General features: G+C 22.5%; 25 protein-coding genes and 1 pseudogene. 24 read left to right on the top strand and 2 right to left on the bottom strand.

What is annotated here, in order from left to right; translation table 4 throughout:
• The first annotated feature begins 207 nt into the window (after positions 1-207).
• The 24 genes and pseudogenes from AAHM79_RS09640 to AAHM79_RS04955 all read left to right on the top strand — a co-directional run bounded on the left by AAHM79_RS09640 (position 208) and on the right by AAHM79_RS04955 (position 15,903).
• Positions 208-1,451, top strand: a pseudogene (locus tag AAHM79_RS09640) (ISNCY family transposase).
• A 232-nt stretch (positions 1,452-1,683) separates the two neighbouring features.
• Entirely contained in the window at positions 1,684-2,412 is a 729-nt protein-coding gene (locus AAHM79_RS05065) for an IS30 family transposase (protein ID WP_342257227.1), read from the top strand.
• Between the two features lie 518 nt (positions 2,413-2,930).
• Positions 2,931-3,062, top strand: coding sequence for a hypothetical protein (locus tag AAHM79_RS05060; RefSeq protein ID WP_338958910.1), 132 nt, complete (start codon positions 2,931-2,933; stop codon positions 3,060-3,062).
• Positions 3,063-3,074: 12 nt separating this feature from the next.
• A complete protein-coding gene (locus tag AAHM79_RS05055; protein WP_342257226.1) occupies positions 3,075-3,593 on the top strand; it encodes a hypothetical protein in 519 nt (172 codons plus the stop codon).
• Between the two features lie 134 nt (positions 3,594-3,727).
• The gene (locus AAHM79_RS05050; RefSeq protein WP_338957566.1) at positions 3,728-3,892 is read left to right on the top strand and encodes a hypothetical protein; all 165 of its coding nucleotides are present in this window, start codon (positions 3,728-3,730) and stop codon (positions 3,890-3,892) included.
• Positions 3,893-3,894: 2 nt separating this feature from the next.
• Positions 3,895-4,332, top strand: coding sequence for a hypothetical protein (locus tag AAHM79_RS05045; protein ID WP_342257225.1), 438 nt, complete (start codon positions 3,895-3,897; stop codon positions 4,330-4,332).
• A complete protein-coding gene (locus AAHM79_RS05040) occupies positions 4,322-4,615 on the top strand; it encodes a hypothetical protein (RefSeq protein ID WP_338957564.1) in 294 nt (97 codons plus the stop codon). The genes AAHM79_RS05045 and AAHM79_RS05040 overlap by 11 nt, the downstream gene beginning before the upstream one ends.
• A gap of 3 nt (positions 4,616-4,618) precedes the next feature.
• Complete coding sequence (locus AAHM79_RS05035) at positions 4,619-4,780, top strand: hypothetical protein (RefSeq protein WP_338957563.1); 162 nt, start codon at positions 4,619-4,621, stop codon at positions 4,778-4,780.
• 17 nt (positions 4,781-4,797) lie between these two features.
• Complete coding sequence (locus AAHM79_RS05030) at positions 4,798-5,004, top strand: hypothetical protein (protein WP_342257224.1); 207 nt, start codon at positions 4,798-4,800, stop codon at positions 5,002-5,004.
• A complete protein-coding gene (locus AAHM79_RS05025) occupies positions 5,004-5,291 on the top strand; it encodes a hypothetical protein (protein ID WP_338957561.1) in 288 nt (95 codons plus the stop codon). Before AAHM79_RS05030 ends, AAHM79_RS05025 begins: the two co-directional genes overlap by 1 nt.
• Complete coding sequence (locus AAHM79_RS05020) at positions 5,230-5,796, top strand: hypothetical protein (RefSeq protein WP_342257223.1); 567 nt, start codon at positions 5,230-5,232, stop codon at positions 5,794-5,796. Before AAHM79_RS05025 ends, AAHM79_RS05020 begins: the two co-directional genes overlap by 62 nt.
• A complete protein-coding gene (locus tag AAHM79_RS05015) occupies positions 5,796-5,939 on the top strand; it encodes a hypothetical protein (RefSeq protein ID WP_338957559.1) in 144 nt (47 codons plus the stop codon). Before AAHM79_RS05020 ends, AAHM79_RS05015 begins: the two co-directional genes overlap by 1 nt.
• Positions 5,932-6,207, top strand: a complete 276-nt coding sequence (locus tag AAHM79_RS05010; RefSeq protein WP_342257222.1) for a hypothetical protein — start codon at positions 5,932-5,934, stop codon at positions 6,205-6,207. The genes AAHM79_RS05015 and AAHM79_RS05010 overlap by 8 nt, the downstream gene beginning before the upstream one ends.
• On the top strand, positions 6,176-6,448 hold the full coding sequence (locus AAHM79_RS05005; RefSeq protein WP_342257221.1) for a hypothetical protein: 273 nt from the start codon (positions 6,176-6,178) through the stop codon (positions 6,446-6,448). The genes AAHM79_RS05010 and AAHM79_RS05005 overlap by 32 nt, the downstream gene beginning before the upstream one ends.
• A 115-nt stretch (positions 6,449-6,563) precedes the next feature.
• Positions 6,564-6,947 carry a hypothetical protein gene (locus AAHM79_RS05000; RefSeq protein WP_342257220.1) on the top strand — a complete coding sequence of 128 codons (384 nt, stop codon included), beginning with the start codon at positions 6,564-6,566 and terminating at the stop codon, positions 6,945-6,947.
• Between the two features lie 15 nt (positions 6,948-6,962).
• Complete coding sequence (locus AAHM79_RS04995) at positions 6,963-7,121, top strand: hypothetical protein (RefSeq protein WP_338957552.1); 159 nt, start codon at positions 6,963-6,965, stop codon at positions 7,119-7,121.
• A gap of 34 nt (positions 7,122-7,155) precedes the next feature.
• Complete coding sequence (locus AAHM79_RS04990; RefSeq protein ID WP_338957816.1) at positions 7,156-7,347, top strand: hypothetical protein; 192 nt, start codon at positions 7,156-7,158, stop codon at positions 7,345-7,347.
• Between the two features lie 16 nt (positions 7,348-7,363).
• Positions 7,364-7,741, top strand: coding sequence for a hypothetical protein (locus AAHM79_RS04985; protein WP_342257219.1), 378 nt, complete (start codon positions 7,364-7,366; stop codon positions 7,739-7,741).
• A gap of 18 nt (positions 7,742-7,759) precedes the next feature.
• Entirely contained in the window at positions 7,760-8,944 is a 1,185-nt protein-coding gene (locus AAHM79_RS04980; protein WP_338958609.1) for a hypothetical protein, read from the top strand.
• Between the two features lie 11 nt (positions 8,945-8,955).
• Positions 8,956-10,653: a hypothetical protein gene (locus tag AAHM79_RS04975; protein ID WP_342257218.1), complete on the top strand. Its 1,698-nt coding sequence runs from the start codon at positions 8,956-8,958 to the stop codon at positions 10,651-10,653.
• A 3-nt stretch (positions 10,654-10,656) separates the two neighbouring features.
• Entirely contained in the window at positions 10,657-12,549 is a 1,893-nt protein-coding gene (locus AAHM79_RS04970; protein ID WP_342257217.1) for a hypothetical protein, read from the top strand.
• A 4-nt stretch (positions 12,550-12,553) separates the two neighbouring features.
• Positions 12,554-12,676 carry a hypothetical protein gene (locus AAHM79_RS04965; RefSeq protein ID WP_338957828.1) on the top strand — a complete coding sequence of 41 codons (123 nt, stop codon included), beginning with the start codon at positions 12,554-12,556 and terminating at the stop codon, positions 12,674-12,676.
• Between the two features lie 13 nt (positions 12,677-12,689).
• Positions 12,690-13,928: a hypothetical protein gene (locus AAHM79_RS04960; RefSeq protein WP_342257216.1), complete on the top strand. Its 1,239-nt coding sequence runs from the start codon at positions 12,690-12,692 to the stop codon at positions 13,926-13,928.
• Positions 13,879-15,903: a hypothetical protein gene (locus tag AAHM79_RS04955; protein WP_342257211.1), complete on the top strand. Its 2,025-nt coding sequence runs from the start codon at positions 13,879-13,881 to the stop codon at positions 15,901-15,903. Before AAHM79_RS04960 ends, AAHM79_RS04955 begins: the two co-directional genes overlap by 50 nt.
• Here AAHM79_RS04955 and AAHM79_RS04950 read toward each other — a convergent pair.
• The gene (locus tag AAHM79_RS04950) at positions 15,900-16,109 is read right to left on the bottom strand and encodes a hypothetical protein (RefSeq protein WP_342257215.1); all 210 of its coding nucleotides are present in this window, start codon (positions 16,107-16,109) and stop codon (positions 15,900-15,902) included. The genes AAHM79_RS04955 and AAHM79_RS04950 overlap by 4 nt on opposite strands.
• A 194-nt stretch (positions 16,110-16,303) precedes the next feature.
• Positions 16,304-17,254, bottom strand: a complete 951-nt coding sequence (locus AAHM79_RS04945; RefSeq protein ID WP_342257214.1) for an IS30 family transposase — start codon at positions 17,252-17,254, stop codon at positions 16,304-16,306.
• Between the last annotated feature and the right edge of the window lie 78 nt (positions 17,255-17,332).

Genomic DNA, 17,332 nt, shown 5'->3' with positions numbered 1-17,332 from the left:
TCTCCTAACAAAAAAACTCATTTACCTTAAAATTAAAGTAATGAGTTAAATTAAAACTTATATTAAATAAATATTTTTGTTAATACTAACATATTTTAAAACTTTTGCAATATATAATTTATTATTGTCATTATTTAGTGATAATTTCCTATTAGTTATCGAGCAAAAATTTCCCAAAAGTAAAGTTAAATATACTTGGTGATAAATATGGAAAGAAGCATGACTATGAAAGAAAAATATAAGTTTAATATTATAAATGACATTATTATTAATAAATTATCTAAACATCAAGCTAAGAATAAACTTAACCTAACTATTAGAAGAATTAACCAATTAATTCAAATTTTCAATAGAGAAGGTAAAGTTGGTTTTATTCATAAATCCCGAAATAAAATTTCTAATAAAACAACAAATTTTGAAATCAAAATTAAGATTATAAATTTATATAAAACCAAATATTATAATTTTAATTTTCAACATTTTCATGAGAAATTAAACAATGAAGAAAAAATTAAAATTTCATATAGTACACTTTATACTATATTAATTAAAGAAAAAATTACTTCACCAAAAAGACATAAAAATAAGAAAAATAACTTGCATCCTACAAGAAACCGAAGAACAAATTTTGGTGAATTAATTCAAATGATGCAAGTAATCATCATTGATTTGGTAAGGATAAACCAAAAGCTTTTTTACATGCTGCAATTGATGATGCTACAGGCAATATTGTCGGACTATGATTTGATCATCAAGAAACATTAGATGGTTATTATAATGTTTTTTATCAAATTTTAACTAAATATGGCATACCAAAAACATTTTATACTGATAATAGAACAGTTTTTGGATATAAAAAACAAATCGATGCTTGCAAAATAAACACGGAAAATGATACTTATACTCAATTCCAAAAGTATTGTAATGATTTAGGTGTTGAAATTATTAGAACTTCCATGCCACAAGCTAAGGGTAGAATCGAACGCTTATTTGGAACACTTCAAAGTCGCTTAATTAGTGAACTTAGACTTAATAAAATTAAAAATTTAGAAGAAGCTAATCAATTTCTTAAAATATATATAAGTATTTTTAATAAGCAATTTGCCTTACCTATTGATAATAATAAATCTGCTATGATTAAAGCTCCAAACCAAGAAGAAATAAATATTTATCTTTCAAGATTTTCTAAAAGAAAAACGGATAGTGGTTCAACTATAACATATTATGGTAAAAAGTATTTTCCTTATAAAAATAGCAAAGTTCAATACATACAACCTAGAACTGATGTAATTGTACTTAAATCGTTTATTAATGAGTTATATCTTAGTTATAATCATCAAATATATGAATTAAAAGAAATAGCACCAAAACCAATTATCAAAGAAGAGTTGATAAAAACTAAAAAGGTTTATATACCAAATAAAAACCATCCTTGAAGAGATGGATACTAATAATACCAAATTAAAATTAGATAAAATTATTTTTATAAAAGATTATTTTTGTGAATACTTAACTATATAAAATTTTAAATCGTTTGTCGAGCAGCAAATTTGATGCCTTAAAATTGATTTTAAAGATAGCTGAATTATACTTGTAAGTGCAAGTAAATAAAATTGCAAAAAATTATCATATAAAAATTTCATAATGCTAAATTTAGTTTAGAAAAAAGTAAGGAGTTTTTATATGAGTTATAAACATCTTGGCATAGATGAAAGGATTTATATTGAGAATCAATTGAAATTTAAATTTAAAATTAGTGAAATAGCTAAAAATCTTAATCGAAGTATTAGTACTATTATTCGAGAAATTAATAGAAATAAAGATAATAATCATTATTTTTCATTAATTGCACAAAATAAAGCTGAAAATCGAAAACAATCACATATTAGTTTGCATAAGTTTAAAAATAAGAATTTAGTAAAATATGTACAACAAAAATTACTATTAGGTTGATCACCTGAACAAATTTATGGCAGAATTAAAAATTTTCATAAAGAGTGAGTTATTAGTTTTAAAACAATTTATACTGGAATTTATTTTGGAATGCTTGATAAAGTTACTAGTAAAAATTTAAGAAGAAAAGTTAAAAAACGAAAATCTAAAGAAAATCGTGGCAAGTTTAATGGTAAATCAATTAAAGAACGAGATATAAATGTTAATGATCGTATAACACTTGGTCATTGAGAAGGAGATACTATAGTATCATCACGAGGTAAAAGCAAATCATGTTTAATAACTTTAGTTGAAAGAGTATCACGATTGACTTTAGCAATATTAGTTAAAAACAGAACTACTAAAGTTATTAATAAAAATGTCAGTTATTATTTATCAATTCTTCCTAAAAACATTGTTAAAACTATTACTTTTGATCGTGGCAAAATTTGGGAGCGTACCGAAGATGTCGATAAATAAAAATTTTTAAAAATAACTCCTTTCTTTTTTAAACTATTAAATTAAAAAATAAATGACAAAAGACGAGAATAAAATTCTTGTCTTTTTTTGTAATTGTAAAATTTTAAAATTTTTAATAACCGTCTTTAGCACTATTATCAACACGTGTTAGGGAAATAAAAAAGTGAACTACAACATAGTTGTTAAAAATAGTAGCTAGCATGTGGACTTGCATGGATAAATAAAAAGTGGAGTGATACCTAATAAAATATACTAACCAGAAATGGTAATTCTTGGGGTGGGAGCGAATTGGAAACTAGTATATATAGACCCGGAGTGGGGACCAACTATTATTCTTTATTTAACCAACCTTGCCACTACCAAGTGAGCAAGTGTTGGTTTTATTTTTTATTTTTTTTTGAAAAATTTTTGGGCGAGAAAATAAATTTCAAACTTGTAAAAAACATTGAGGCATTCGATTCAATATTTATTTAATTTGCGTTTAGCAAATTAATATTTTAATTGAACCGAATGCCTCAATGTTTTTTAAAATTTCACAATTTATTTTTGAGCCCAGAATTGCTGGAATGAATAAAACAAATAGTAGTATTATTAATAATCTAAGAATAAAAATATATGTTCTTTATGCTAGAAGCAACAGAACATATTAGGAAAGGATTATTATGCAAATAGAATTTAAAAAAGAACAAATTGTTAAAGATAAACCACAATCTATTCTTATTGATTATGTTGAATATAAATTATCTCTTCCAAAATGAATGATTAAAAATAATTCTTTTATTGTTGATAACAGTTGCACATATTGAGTTTTTAATTTAGAAAATATTAAAAAAGAATTAAGTGGTAATGAATTAATAAAGTTATTAGAACCATATATTAAAGACCAAAAAATAACTGTTAATAAACCAACTGCTCCAAAAGAATATTATCTTAATGATATAAAACTTGAACAATTAACATTTTATGAACAGCATAATAGTTGATTTATGGGTGAAATAACAGATAACAAAACTAAAATTACTAATCCTTGTTTTAAATATAACATTACGTGAGAAGAAAACAGAAAAGGTTTTAAAATAAATAATCCATATAAACATGATGATTTACCAATTAATTATATAGTTACTTCTTATAAGGAAATTTCAACTCATAATGAAAAAGTATTTTTGTTGAACATGTAAACAAAATAAATTAGATTATTTATTCTTTAATACTAATGATATAAAAACAAGAAAATATTTTTTAAGAGATAAAAATAGTAAAGCAATTTGTTATGACTGTATTTTAAATATTAGGTTAAGTAGGAGGTATAAATATGAATAAAGAAAAAATACTTGAATATCTTAAAGATGAATGAGAATGAAATAAAGAAATGAGAGACGATGAAAAAGTAACTAAACTTTGAAAAAGTTGTTTTAATGGAAGATTAAATCTTATATCTCAATTAAATCAAAAAATTAAAAATGGTGAATTTGATTAATAATGCAATATGACTTAATTATTGGGATTGACCCCGCTGGTATTGGTAATAATGGAATTGTTATATATTCAAATGAAACAAATAGGATTATTTATACAGAAACATTCAACACAACACATGTTTTTGAAAGTAAAAATCGTTATAAAAGAATATTATCAATAATCAAAGAACAATTTTTTGAAAACAAAATATTAGTTATTGTAGAAAATTTCTTTTTAAGTTCAAAACAATTATTAACTAATCCATTAGCAACTCCTAAAATTATTGGTTCATTAATGGTATTAGTACAAGATGTTTTCAACTGAGATTATCTAGAAAACCAACCAAAAAATAAAAATAAAATAACAAATTATAAAGGAAATATAAAATTAAAAAAACATGAACAAGATGCATATAAACACATTCAATACTATTTAAGGAATTATAAAAATGAAAGATAAAGCCAATTATGTCAAATTAACAGTAAAACTAAGTAACACTATTGAAGCAAAATATTACGAAAAAGGTAATAAAGAATTATATTATAGTGTTCGTGGTCAATGAAATGGTTTAAACTATGTTACTTTAATTTTTAATAATCCAAAATTTTATAACCGATGTATTTTATTAAACAAAAACGATGAAATTATTGTCACTGGTCAAATTTTTAATACTTTAAACATTCCTAAAAATCGTGTATTTTGTTCAATTAATGTTAAATGATTTAAAAAATGAAAAGAGTAAAAAATGATATGATGAGAAATTTTATTAATAGCACCAATATTAATAACAAGTATAACACTAATAATATTTTTAATATTTATTATTAAAGAATTAAAAAATGAATATAAAGTATTAAAAATATTAAGTGAAATTGCTAATCAAATTGAAAATAAGGAGAATAAATAATGAAATGTTTTCTTTGCATGCATGGAGAAATATATTCTCCAAAAACCTTGTATAAAATAAAAAAATTGAAAAAAATAATTTACCAAGATAGAGATATTGATAGTGAAGATTTTAAGAAAAGATATGAATATCTTTTAAAAAAATTAGGTGATGGTGATAATCAAATTATTTCAATAAATTTCTTAATAAAGCAAGAAAGAAATAATAGAAAGGAGAATAAATAATGAATAAAGAAGTATGTTGTGAAGATTGTTGTGTATGTGATAAAAAACATGATTTATTTACTTGCGAAAAAAACTGCTGAGAAAATGTATGTGAACATTGTTATCAAGGTGATAAAGAACATAGAAATAAAGTTGATGAAATTAATAAATCAAGACATAAAAATTGTATTAATAAAGAAAGATTTATGCAATATCTTAAAAACACATATCGCTTAAACGGATATTATGAAGAAGTTTATAAACCAATTAAAACCAGAATTAAAGACCGGTGATTTGATAATGACTAATTATTTACTTTCAATTGACCCAAGTATTAAAAATACTGGATTTACTTTATGAAAAAAAGTTTATTTACATGATAAATATGATTTTTGAAATTGAAAACCAATATTTGTTAAAAGTTATAATTTAAAAGAATATGATGGACAAAGAAAATTTTATTGAGATATAAAAGTTAATGATAATGAATTGGATTTAATTATTGAACGTGGTACTTTTAATTCAAAAAATGGTATTGGTTATGAAAATCAAGAACATTTACGTGGTTTTATTGCAGGACAATTTAATAAATTATTAACAAAAGATATGTTAATAAGTCCAAGTGAATGAAAGAAATGATATGAACGTTATGACCCACCTATTTTTTGATTAAGACCTTGAGATAAAGAACTAAGTATATATGTTGCTGAAGAAATTATTAAAGAAAATAATTGAAATATAAAAATATCAAATCATGATGAAGCAGATAGTTTATTAATTGGTTGATATTATTTAAATAAGGAGAATAAATAATGAATAAAGAAAAATTACTTAAATATATGAAAGATATAATTAAATGAACTAAAAAAATTAATTATACAAACTCTGATTTGGACAAAAATATTTTAAATTTATTAATTGAAAAAATAGAAAAAGGTGAATTTGATAATGACTAAATTAACAGATTTATTTGGTCAAGATAAAATAGAAATATTTTCACCAAATCCCAAAGATTTAACAGATAGTAATGATATAAAAACAATTATTTTATGAAAATATCCTAATGTTATTGCTGAATATTTAGTTGTTTCTCAACCACATGCAAATACTGCTATTTTAGTTGGTGATAACGTTCACTATACAGGTTGAGTTGAAGTGTTTATTAAACCAAAAAATGAAGGAGTAAATGAAAATGCCAAATGACACGAATGTACAATCAAATAACTATACTTTATTAAAAATAATAAGAATTGGAATAAGTCCATTATCAGCAATGATTGGTACAAGTGCTTATTATGGTCAAATTATTGGTAATCCAGTATTAGGAAGTATTAATGCTTTATTATTTAGTAAAAAGTTAGGAATTGATATATGAAACTTAAATCAAATGCCAAGTACTAAAAAGAAAATATTAAATTCAAGTAAAAAAAATATTATTAGGTTTAGGAACTATTGGTTTAATTAATTATGCAAAATTTACAAAAATCAATCCTAATCCTGAACCACCACCTTGATTAACAACTACTACCACAGAAACACCACCATGACCATTATGATTAACTAATGATAATAAACAACAAATGGATTGAGATACATATATTAGTTTAAGTACTTATGGTATATCAAATCTAATTGGTGGGTTAAGTGAACTAATACCTAATAGATTTGAAGTAATAAGAAAAATATGTAATATGGCAACTAGTGGATGTCTAATTTCAAGTGGTGTAGCTATGGGTATAAATAATGATTTTAATAATGCTTATGCAGTACCAACAATAGTTGCTGGTGCAAGTGAAATTATACATAATTTATTACCTATGGAAACTACAAATTATAATCAAGAAATGCAAGAAACATCATTTACAAATGAAACAAGAAGATTAATTAATAGTGATGCTATTAGTAATAATAGTGGAAGTAGTGATGTTTTATATGAAAGACCAACTACATATGATAGTTTATAAAGGAGATGATAACTAATGAATAAAGAAAAATTGATTGAATATTATAACAATGAAATTCAGACATATAAAGAAAGAATGGAACAATTAAATAAAGAAATATCTTTATTGGTAACTATTATAAGTAATTCAAAATCAATGATTGAAAGAATTAATAATGGTCAATTTGACGAATAATTAAAAATAAATAATTGAAAGGAAATAATTGAAAATGAAAGAATTTTTACATGAATTAATTATTATTGGAACAAGTGTAGGAACATTAATTTGTAGAGAATTAATTGTTTGATTTAAAAGATTTATTACAACTCCAAAACATATTAGAAGAAATAATAAAGTGATGAAACATCAAAAAAAATTAGCAAAACTTAATGAAAAAATTAATGGAAAAGAAAATAAATAATAAAGGTGTGATTTAAATGTTAGAAAATGAAACTAATGTTGAACAAAATACTGAACCTTTAATTGAAAATAATAATTTACAACAAGAGCAAGAAATTAAGATTGTTGAATTAGAAAATAAGTTAAATAAACTTAATCAAGAAATTAAAGAAAAAGAAATAATTAATATATTTAAAAAATATCAAGTTAAAAAAGAATTTTATGAATTTTTAAAATTTAAAACAAGTAATATAGAAAATTCAAAAATTGAAGAAACTATTAAAAAAATGATTAAAGAACAACCACTATTTAAAGAACCAATTAATACAGGTGGTAAACAAGAAACAATATTAACAAATCAAGAAACTTCAATAAAAAGTAGTTTATTAGATTATAAAAAGAAAAATAATTTATAAAAGAAAGGAAAATTTAAAATGCCAAATCCAGTGCCATTTAAACAAAATTTAGATAATACTACAAAATTAGTAGAAACACCTGAATTTATAGAATTTTATAAACAATCAAATAGTCCATGAGCAAGTTTTTTTCCAATTGAAATGGTTAATTCTACAAAAATTGAATTTATAGTTAAAAAACCAAAAGACCCAACATTCAAAATACTTCATTGAAATGATAAAAGTAAAGGATTAGAAGTTGGTTATGTTGATACTGATAAAATTATTAAAGAAATTACAAAAGAAGCTAGTACAGGAGAAATGATTGGTGAAGTTGATTTATTTGCAGATAATGGGCAAAATTTACTAGAAAGTATGCAATATGAAGTTGCTAATGATTTAGCAGATTATTTAGCAAATAATGATACAAATACAATTGCTAAATCTGCCAAAAAAGTAATCATTACTGATACAACACCAGTAGGATATTTAAAATCAATGTTATCAGCATGAAATACTTTATTTCAATTAAGAAATAGTAATAATTGTAAATTTTTTATAACAAATAGTCTTTATGATACTTTAGTTTATTTAGCAGATAATAAAGGTTTAATTACTGATAATCAACTAGCACAACAATTAAGATTAAATGGAACAAATTTATATATTAAAGGTGTATTATGTCAAATTGTTATGGATGATTATATGACATTTAAAAATACTGAAAATAAAAATCAAATTATGAATTTTGTTTTAGCAACACCAAAAGCAATGAAAAGATATATGTTACAACAAACTAGTATATATGTTGAAGATATTAAAGATGGTAAAGTTCCAAAAAGATATTTAGTTGGTGGACAAGTAACAGGAGAATCTATTCCTTATATGTCAAACTCAGAAACAGAATCAAGATGAATGTTATGTGGTATTGTTAATAAAAAATATTTAAGTGAAGAAATTACAACATTAACAACTAATATTACTGCTGATACTACTAAAAAGAATAAATTATTAGATACAACAATTAAAAATACAACTGAACTAAATAATTTAAATCCAAATTTAACAACTCCAATTATTAATTATTTTAGTGATGCCCAAGGTCAAGTGGATGTAAGTAATCAAAACCAAAAAGCAGGAGATTTATATGTAGTAATCACTACTAATGACACTGATAAAAATTATCAAGGTTCAACAAATCCTATAAAAATAACTCTTAAATAAGGATAATTATTATGCCAATTGGTACAACTAGTACAGCAATACTTTTAAACATAAATAAACCAAAACATACTAGAACAAGTCAACAACAAGAACATAAAAGTTGATGATGAGAAATTTTAGAAATGATTGGTGTACAAGTAATAGCAGTAGCACTTGCTCCTTTTACTGGTGGATTAAGTGAAAGTTTAGCACTTGGTTTAGGTGCAAGTGATTTACTTGCTAGTATTAGTGCTGTTGGTGTAGAGTTTTTAACTGATTTTACTATTAATCAAGTTTATGATTATTTAAAAGGAAATGTTACACCATTAAATACTTTTTTTAATATATTACCTGCATTTGCTGGACTTAATAGAATTAGTCGTGGTTATCGTACAACTAAATTTATTAGTTTAGCAGAAAAAACTAAAACATTAGAACAAATTGGCATTAAAAAAGCAAAAAATTTACAAGAAATCATTAGTCAAGTAAGTGGAAAAGAAATTTTAACAGATAAAATTATTGGAAATAAACGTTATTTATTTAATTATAACCATGCTCCAAATCGCGAAACAATAATACAAAATTTAGGTTTTGTTGCTGAAAGACAATATAAAAATAATTTTGCAAAATTAGAAGTACAAGAATTAAAAAATTATTTATTATTACAAAATGAATTAATAAAGTTAAGTCCACAGTTAACTCCTAAATTTAAAATTAAAGATATTGATAAAGCAAACAATTTTTTACAAAAATATAATACTGATTTAAAAGAAGTATTAAAAATGAACCAACATGACTGATTAAATTTAGTTCATACAATACATGCAGAAAATAGATATGGAAAATCTTTAATTTTAGATTTACAAAAAATTCGTGCTAATGCAATTAAATTTAATTTTAAAAATAGTTCAATTCATAAATTAGTATTAAAAGCAAATCAAACTTTTAAATATTTTGATATTAAATTTTATTTTAAAAAAGGTTTAAATAAATTTTGAAAAGATACTTCATATTTTGAAAAAATAAGAATAAATATTTATAAATTACAAGAGAAATTCGAAAAATTAGAAAAACAAGCATTTGAAAAAATTAATAAATTAAAAGAAAAAACAATTGATGTATTTACAAGTGCTGAAAAGAAAGCAATTAAACATGCACAATTAATTCCATTAAATTCACCAGTATTTATGGCTTGTAAAATTCAACCTTTATCATTAGATAAATGTGGAATTACTATTTATCATCGTAATCCTAAATATAAACCAATTGTAGTTATTGATAGTATTATCAAAGCAGAAACTTTTGTTATTCAAATACATCCATTTCATTGATATAGATGATATAGCGGTTGATATATTGGATATGGAGTTAGTCAAAATAAATGATTAAAAAGTATTGCTTTTGCTCTACCAGTTGTACAACAAATGATTAAAGATAGTTTTAAAATTTATAGGCAAATATTAAGGACAATTAGAACTTATCATAAAGTAGTTAATGTTATTAATAATCCTATTGATAATGTCAATAAATCATTTAAAAGGGTGGGTTTAAAATTATCAGTTAATACTGTATTTGGTACTGGATTGTTAAGACATTTAGAAAAATTTGCATATAATCAAGTTGTAAAAAAATGAAATAAAAAATTACAAAAAGAAATTATACATATATCACATAGAAAGACTAAATCAAAAACCAAACGTTATAAAAAAGCATTTTTTAAGGAATGATAAAATATGATTAATAAACTTTGAACTGGTGTCAGTTTAGAAAATTATAATAACTGATATCCATTAACTGGAACAATTACAGAAACACCACGACAATATATAAATACATGACCAAATGTTGATGATTGATTTAAAACATTTGCTATTCGTGCTCAAAATGATATTAATGCTTATCTTGATTTTATTTTATCTAAATTTCCTTTTGATAGTTTTAAAGATGAATTAATTAAAGAAACTTTAAGAGATATGGTTTATGTTATGGTTGAACATTGAGTATTTAATCGTACACCAATTGAATTTAATGTTGATGCTACTATTCAATTTAATAATGGTAATCAATTTATTGCAAGTAGTACTCCTACGATTAATATTTGAGATTTCGCACCTAGTAGAATGAAAATATGAGCAAGATTAACAGAATTAAAACAAATATTTTCAAATTATAATAATGATGAAATAGATGTTGAAAAAATTGACTTAAAAGCATTTTATACTAGAAACCAAGTTAATGAATTAATTCAAGAACAAAAAGAATTTACATTATCAAAGCAAATAAAATTATATGATGATACCATTAATGGTAATAAAAATGAAACATATAGGGGACCAGTTACAAATTTAATAAATAAAGGTTATGTTGCAACAGAATATGACTCAAAAACTGAAACTATGATTTTAGATTGACCTAATGAAATTGGAACATTACCACCTGATGTTTTACAAAACAATCCACAAATTGGTGATTATACACATGCACCAACTTGTGATTTTTCTGCTAAACAACAAAAACGAATTACTACAAATGAAAATGAAATTACCAAATTAAATAGTGAATTAATTAAAACAAACGAAAATATTAATGATGTTAAAAATAATTGATTTAATATTGAAACTAGTCCCTTATGAAAAAAAGTTGAAAATAATAATATAGAAATATTTAAATGATATTTTATTAAAATCAGTTATCAATATTCAACAGAAAATAACTTTATGAAATTTTATAAAGTAATTAAAATTTATTTAAATAATGTTTTTAACGAATTTGAATTGTTAAATGTTGATTCCATGACTTATGGAGAACAAATACAAAATAAAAATATTTTAAATATTGGAACTATTTACTATAACAATAAAAAGAAACAATTTAGTGGTGGTGGTAATTCTTATCCTGAACTTGGAAAAATTAATTTAATTGGTGATATAGAAGAAATATATCAATATCAAGGAATAGATACACCAACTGAATTTATAGCAGAAGAAAATACTGAACATGATTATTATACAAAACTAGAAACAAATCAATTATTAGATAAAAAACAAGATAAGTTAATTGCTGGTGAAAATATTAAAATTGATGAAAATAATAAAATTAGTGCTACTTGCGGGAAAACTGATTTAACTGATTATTATAAAAAAGAAGAAGTAGATAAAAAATTAGACAATAAAATGGATAAAGACCAATTCAAATATGCTTTTTCTATAAATACTATTGGTACTGAAATTCCTAATTTAGAAACTACTGATAAAACTGTTGCTGGTGCTATTAATGAAATTATCAAAAAACAACCACAACCAATTCCAATTCCTCCAAGTAGTTCAATTTGAAAAGAAGTAGGAATAAGAGAAAAAAATAAATGAGATAATTGACAAATTACTTATGATTTTATAGTTAATAAAAGATATAAAGTTTATTATTCTTGAAATATATATAATAATGTTTTTGCAATTAAAGAATTTATTATAACTAATACAAAAATAGCAGGTGTACCAATAGAAGTTTTTAACAATAATACTAATGTCTTAGTTTTATCAGTACAACACTCAAAATTTATTACTATTTATTCTTTAAAAGGTAGCGATAAAGGTAATACATGAAAAGTAGAAGAATTACAGGAATAAAATTATGATTTGAAAAATTATAAAAATTATTTTAAGTTTAATTGGAGTTTTATTATCTTCTGCTGTTGCTGGTTTAATTATATTTATTATAGTAAAAATTGTCTTAAAAATTAATCAAATATTTTAGAAAGGAGAAAAAAATGAAACCTTTTTGACCAAGAAAAGATAAAACAAATATTAATAATAATGAAGAAAAATCTAAATTAATTTTTTTAGAAAATAAAAGTACACACACTTCTATTTTAAGTTATTTTGGTTTTAATGATTTTAATCATGAGACTTATTTTACTGATTTTGTTGCTGAAAATAATGCTAATTTATATAATGCTCTATTGGATATTAATAATGAAACTATTAAACAATATTTAATTAAACAAGAATTTTATAGAAAGAATTGAAATTCTATTTTTAAATTAAGCAAATTAGGAATTAGTGGTTATTTAATTTATATTGCTAATGATGATTTATATTTTCAAGTAGTAGATATACAGCAAAGAATTTATGATATTACTGGTAAATTAATTCAATGTACTATTTTTTATGATAGTTATCAACAAAATGCACAAACAGTAAGATTATTTGAAGTTTATAAATTAAATAATGAACAAGTAACTATTAATCGTGCAATTTATAGTATTAGTGATAATAAAAAACAATTTCCTTTACCTTTTAAAGAATATAGTAATAATCCTAATTTAGAACAAGAACAAACATTAAATATTAATTATATTCCAATAGCAATTATGAGAAATAAAGCAAATGAGTTAGCAGATTGTAATAAAGTAATGGATAAAATTAAAGCATTAGATGTTATTTATGAACAAATTGTTTTAGATACTATTTTAAATTCACCAAAGTTTATTTTTGACCAAACTTATGGTAATGCTAAATCTACAATGGATGAAGCCGTAAGAACATTAGTTACTAACAACTATATTTGAAAAACTACTGGTGATAATAATGAAAAAAGTGAAAATATTAATATGACAAGTAGTAATTTTAAAGGTAAAAATTTAACTGATATATATGATTGAAATATTAATGAAATATTTAAACGTTGTGGTATTCATATACCAAGTCAAAAGAAATCAGCACAACAATCGGTTCCCGAAAGTACAGCGGTAAATATTTCAACTATTAATTATATTGAACAAAAATTATGACAATTTAATATTGATATTCTTAAATTTATTCAAATATTAGTACGTTTAGATAAAGATTTATTAAATAGTAAAACATTTAATATTAATGATGAACAAGAAATTAATAACTTAACAGTTAAATTAAAATTATTTAATCCAGAAAATAACCAATTAATAGGAGAAAACAATGGAAAACAACAACAAACCACAAACGAAGTTTCCACAGAAACAAACTAAACTTAATCAAGCAGAAATAGAAAATGATTATTTAATTGATAATATTCCTTATGATTTTACTAATATGATGAGTGCTACTAGTGACCCTGATATTAATAGAGCATACGATGAATTTAAAAAAAGAAAAATTTATATTTATGAAATTGAACGTTTATTTAAAAATAATGAAAATAATAGTTTAAGATTTTCAGCAAATACTATTAAAATAGGTTTTATTGATATTGATAAAGTATTAAAAACTACTGCTGTTGAAACATCTGATTTTACTATGCAATTAAATCAAAGAGCAAGTACTAATATTAATGACAATACAATTGAATATAGTATGACTGATATTAAAAATTTAATATTTCAAGAAATAAATTTATTAAATCAATTTAAGTTATATGCAGTTAGTATAAATGAACCATTAACTGAAAATAATATTGATAATTTATATATTATTAATAATTATTCAGAACCTTATCAAAATCCAAAAACTAGAAGTACTAAAAGTATTACTATTATTAAAATTAAAGACTTTAAAACAAGAGATGGTTATCCAATTATTATTAAATTACAAAAACCACTAGATAAAGACACCAAAGTTATTGGTTTAAAAATTAAAGCACCTAGAAGCATGATTTTTGGCAATATAAAGGTACTTGGTGAAGTCGACAATATGGAGGTATACCCAAAGTTATTTGTCAAAGATAAGATAGCATTTCCGCTATTATCAATGCCTATTGAAACTCAACCAAAAGTTAGAATATTACAACAATGATTTAGTGAACAAATATTACCTTGAAATTTAGCAAAACAATTTATAGGACAAGAAAAATCAGTTTTAGATTTAATTGCTATTGGTGGTGGTAGAGAAACAAGAAAAGAAATTATTAATAATGCAAGAGTAACTAATGATAAAATTGGTTATGATGTTTCTAAAAATTCAAAAGTATGACCATTATCTGATGAACTAGAATTAAAAGATAAAAAATTAGAGTCATGATTTTTAGTAAGTGACTATAATTTATTTATTTCTACAACAAATAAATTTCATGATGTTGAACTAGAAATAAAAGATAGACCACCAATTGATAGTTTACAAAAAGTATTATTAGATATGTTAACTTATACATATACTTATAATAGAAACTTTGATGGTGCATCATTAAGTAATGTTTTAAAAGAAATGAATGATTTAGATAAAATTCGTGCTAAGTTTGAAGGACAAAAACCAAATGAAGTTATTACTAATTTATTTAAACAATGAGAATTAGATTATCCTAACTATACAAATTTACCAAAAGTTAAAATATTAAAACAAATAGTTATAATGCTATCAAAAAATATTTATTCAACCATGTCTATTAATAACGGTTTAAATGATGACTATAAATTATTATTACCTTATTATTTTGAATTAAAATCAAATCCTATACATTCTACACCTGATAAGATTTGAGAATTTAAAGATATAAAAGTAGTATTAAAATCTGCATATTTTGATTTTACAGATATCAATAACATTAAACTAAAAAACAATGACATTAGTCAAAATGAATTATTGAAATTAGATGATAATCAATTTAACTGACTATCCATAACTAATGAATTAGAAAGCAATAATATACCATCATTAATTCCGGCAGATTGAACATTAGGTAATGGTGAATATGGAAAATATTTTACAAGATTAATTATTAATAAAAATAAAACCGAAAATGCTTTAAATTTATATGGTTCAAATAAATCACAATTATTTTCTAAATTAGAATTTTATAAAGAAGTTTTACAAATTGACAATAATAGTGAATTTGAATTACAAATTGAAAATCCAATTAATAACTTAAATCGAATTGAAGTTAGCGGACTATTTGGTGCTGGTAATTATGATTTAATTTTAGTAACAAATAAACAAGAAATAAATTTAAATAATATTAATTTATTTGATAAATATAATGAAAATATTTCTTATATAAATTTAGAAATTTAATTATCAAAATATCCATCTGGATAAATACCATCTCATTTTACTGCATCATCAGTTAATTTATTTGATGCTCAGTAAAGAGTAATTTTATGTTTATTACTTACTGGTCTTGCTCAAATAGTTGCCCCCCAGTGTGCTTCATGGTCGTAATCATAAAAATATGTTAATTGATTATTTGGGAGCGTACCGATGTTGTCAATAATATTCAAATTTGTCTTTAAATTATAAGTTTAGACGAGAATAATTTAGACTTCAATATGCAATTGTAAGTTAATCTTAACACTTCAAAAATATTAGTCAACAATAATACTTACTTTTATAACTCAAAAATTCTTATTAAAGTTTTCTTTAATAAGTTTTATTTTATTTTTATTTATTTGCTAAATTGTAAAGGTAAGTGCAACTAAATTATTTTTCTATCCAAATATTCGATTGGTGAAAGATAATTTAGTATTTTTCTCGGTCTTTGATTTAAAGACAATATAAATTTATGAACTTCATTTTTATTAGTTTTTGAAAAAATAAATTTTTTAGGAAATTTTTCTCTAATTAAACCATTAGTATTTTCATTAGTACCTCTTTGTCAAGGTGAATATGGATTGGCAAAATAAATTTTTACATCTAAATTTTTTTCAAGTTGTTGTCAATTTGAAAATTCTTTGCCACGATCAAAAGTAATAGTTTTAACAATGTTTTTAGGAAGAATTGATAAATAATAACTGACATTTTTATTAATAACTTTAGTAGTTCTGTTTTTAACTAATATTGCTAAAGTAAATCGTGATACTCTTTCAACTAAAGTTATTAAACATGATTTGCTTTTACCTCGTGATGATACTATAGTATCTCCTTCTCAATGACCAAGTGTTATACGATCATTAACATTTATATCTCGTTCTTTAATTGATTTACCATTAAACTTGCCACGATTTTCTTTAGATTTTCGTTTTTTACCTTTTCTTCTTAAATTTTTACTAGTAACTTTATCAAGCATTCCAAAATAAATTCAAGTATAAATTGTTTTAAAACTAATAACTCACTCTTTATGAAAATTTTTAATTCTGCCATAAATTTGTTCAGATGATCAACCTAATAGTAATTTTTGTTGTACATATTTTACTAAATTCTTATTTTTAAACTTATGAAAACTAATATGTGATTGTTTTCGATTTTCAGCTTTATTTTGTGCAATTAATGAAAAATCATGATTATTATCTTTATTTCTATTAATTTCTCGAATAATAGTACTAATACTTCGATTAAGATTTTTAGCTATTTCACTAATTTTAAATTTAAATTTCAATTGATTCTCAATATAAATCCTTTCATCTATGCCAAGATGTTTATAACTCATATAAAAACTCCTTACTTTTTTCTAAACTAAATTTAGCATTATGAAATTTTTATATGAGAATTTTTTGCAATTTTATTT

The organism is Spiroplasma endosymbiont of Nomada ruficornis (assembly GCF_964030795.1).
Taxonomy (GTDB): domain Bacteria; phylum Bacillota_I; class Bacilli_A; order Mycoplasmatales; family VBWQ01; genus Spiroplasma_E; species Spiroplasma_E ixodetis_A.
This window is presented reverse-complemented; position numbering and strand designations above follow the sequence as displayed.